Annotated in this window: 3 protein-coding genes and 1 pseudogene; all 4 read right to left on the bottom strand. The window is 69.1% G+C overall.

Annotation, left to right across the window (positions count from 1 at the left end):
• Nucleotides 1-194 (bottom strand): annotated as a pseudogene (locus ACR2JA_RS11080) (PA2778 family cysteine peptidase); the annotation flags it as partial.
• 44 nt (nt 195-238) lie between these two features.
• Nucleotides 239-631: a PA2779 family protein gene (locus ACR2JA_RS11075; RefSeq protein WP_434009137.1), complete on the bottom strand. Its 393-nt coding sequence runs from the start codon at nt 629-631 to the stop codon at nt 239-241.
• Nucleotides 632-744: 113 nt separating this feature from the next.
• Nucleotides 745-1,605, bottom strand: a complete 861-nt coding sequence (locus tag ACR2JA_RS11070; RefSeq protein ID WP_434009136.1) for a SirB1 family protein — start codon at nt 1,603-1,605, stop codon at nt 745-747.
• 27 nt (nt 1,606-1,632) lie between these two features.
• A partial coding sequence (murJ, locus tag ACR2JA_RS11065) for a murein biosynthesis integral membrane protein MurJ (RefSeq protein ID WP_434009135.1) occupies nt 1,633-2,528 on the bottom strand: 896 nt, incomplete at its 5' end.

The following is a 2,528-nucleotide window of genomic DNA, read 5'->3' as shown; positions in this document are numbered from 1 at the left end:
GGCGACACCTCGCGCCCGGCGGCCTGGGCCATCATGGCCAGCGACGCGGGGCCGCACAGGTGGTCGTCCTGCGCGAAAAAGGGCACCGTGGACAGCAGCACCTGGTCGGGCCAGGCGGTCGGCCAGGCGCGCTCCAGTGCGGCCATCTGCGGCGCGGTGGCGCAGCCGCCCAGCGCCAGAGCGGCACAAAGCACAAGCCCCGCCAGGGCGGGGCTTGTGCGGGCCTGAGGCCGCAGCCTCATCGGATCGAACGGGTGAACGGAAACACCTTGGTGAAGCCCAGGATGTCGGTCACCAGCAGGATCAGGAACACGGTGAACAGCACACCCACCACGTCACCACCCGCGGGCGCCCGGTCCACGCGGTCGGCCACCTGGGCCACTTCGGCGTCGCTCATGGCCTGCACGCGGGCGATGGCGTCGTCGGCGCTCACCCCCTGGGCCTGCAGCTGCTGGCGCACGTCGTCGCGCGAGAAGAAAGCGGTGACGCGTTCGCGGTGGGCGGTACCGGCCTCGGTGGACAGGGCCTCTTCACTGGTGACCAGGGCGGCCTGGGCCGACAGCGGCAAGCTGCCCAGCAGCATGCAGGGGACCAGGGCGGTGGCAATCAGGCGTTGGACGGTATGGGTCATGGCGGGGTGCAGCGCGGCAGCGCGGTAGTGGCAAAGCCTGACATGGTGTGCATGTCGGCACCGCGCGTCAACGCGACTTACAACGCGAAACACGGCCTTGCGCCGTGACACATTCAGCTGAGCGCGCGCTTGAGTTCCTGCACGCGCTGGGCCATGGCCTCGCGGTCCAGCGCGTCGTCGGTGTGGTCGATGTAGATCGCCAGGTCGTCCACCGCCAGCCGGGCGTCGCCCATCTCGGCCCAGGCCAGGCCACGGTCGCGGTACTCGACCCAGGCATCGGGCAGTAGCACCAGCAGGCGGTCCTGCACCGCGATCAGGCGCAACCAGTCTTCCGCCGTGCGGTGGATTTCTTTGAGGTTGCGCAGCATGCGCGCCAGGATGTCGCGCCCCGGCGCGGCCTGCAGGTACAGGCCCACCGGCACGTCGAAATCGTCCACCAGACCGTTGCGGCGCTTGTAGGGCTCCAGCCGTTCCGACAGCTCCTCGCGGCTGAGCGACTGGCCGGTGAAGGGGTCGATCACCACCTGGCCGTTGGGCAGGTTGACCTTGACCATGAAGTGGCCCGGGAAGTTGATGCCCATGGCCTTCAGGCCCATGCCCTGGGCGAGCTCCAGCCACAGCACGGCCAGGGTGATGGGAATGCCGCGGCGGGTGCGCATCACCACGTTGAGGTGGCTGTTGTCGGGGTCGTAGTAGTTGTTGACGTTGCCGCCAAAGCCCAGGGCGCGGAAGAAGAACTGGTTGAGCGCGCGCAGGCGTTGCAGGGCATCGGCATCGGCAGGGGTGCGCCGGCGCAGCCGGGCCAGCAGCTGGTCCACCTCGCCCAGCACGTTCTGCACGTCCAGGTCGGGGTACTCGTCCTGGGCAATCGCCACGGCCGCTTCCAGCAGGGGCAACTGGTCATCGTCGCCCACCAGGCTGGCGAAATAGGCCAGCGGGGTGGGCGGGGTCAGAAAATCAAACGCAGGGGGCATGGCGGTTTCCGGCGCGGCATGAGGGTTTCATTTTCGGACGAATTGGCGCAGCTTCACACCGGCCAGCGTCAGGCTCACGAAGTAGACCAGCGCCGCGCCCAGCACCGACAGTGCGAGCAGACCGACGCGCTGCAGGGCGTGGGCCTGCAAAGCCACCCAGTCGACACGGGCCGCCAGCCACATCAGGTAGATCGCCAGCAGGGCGCTGGCCGCCAGCACCTGCAACGAAAACCGCGCCCAGCCAGCCGACGGGGTGTAGGCGCCGCGGCGGATCAGGCCGATCAGCAGCCACAGCGCGTTGACCATGGCACCCAGGCCAATGGCCAGGGCCAGACCGGCGTGCGCGAGGTAGGGCACAAAGACCAGGTTCATCAGTTGCGTCAGCGCCAGCACCACCACCGCGATCTTCACCGGCGTCTTGATGTCCTGGCGGGCATAAAAGCCCGGGGCCAGCACCTTGATGGCGATCAGGCCCAACAGGCCAGCGCCGTAGCCCATCAGCGCCACCGTGGTCTGCTGCACGTCGGTGCTGCTGAAGGCGCCATAGTGGTAGAGGGTGGCCACCAGCGGCCGCGCAAAGGTGAGCAGGGCCACCGCACACGGCACGGCCAGCAGCACCACCAGGCGCAGTCCCCAGTCCAGCAGGTTGCTGTAGCGCACCCCGTCGTCGGCGGCGCGGGCCGCGGCCAGTTGGGGCAGCAGCACCACGCCCAGCGCCACGCCCAGCGTTGCGGTGGGGAACTCCATCAGGCGGTCGGCGTAGGTCAGCCAGCTGACGCTGCCGGTGGTGAGGTGCGAGGCGATCTGGGTGTTGATGAGCAGCGATATCTGCGCCACGCTGACGCCCAGCAGGGCCGGCAACATGAGCGTGGTGACGCGGCGCGTGCCGGGGTGTGCCCCTGCGGCCCGCAGTGTGGCCCAGC

The sequence above is a fragment of the Hydrogenophaga sp. genome (genome assembly GCF_051007235.1).
Taxonomy (GTDB): domain Bacteria; phylum Pseudomonadota; class Gammaproteobacteria; order Burkholderiales; family Burkholderiaceae_C; genus Hydrogenophaga.
The sequence above is the reverse complement of the archived record's forward strand: the minus strand, read 5'-3'. Positions and strand labels throughout refer to the sequence as shown.

What these genes read in the sequence shown, in the direction of transcription:
- ACR2JA_RS11075 (WP_434009137.1), bottom strand. Translation starts at nt 631, where the DNA reads ATGACCCATACCGTCCAACGCCTGATTGCCACCGCCCTGGTCCCCTGC.
- ACR2JA_RS11070 (WP_434009136.1), bottom strand. Translation starts at nt 1,605, where the DNA reads ATGCCCCCTGCGTTTGATTTTCTGACCCCGCCCACCCCGCTGGCCTAT.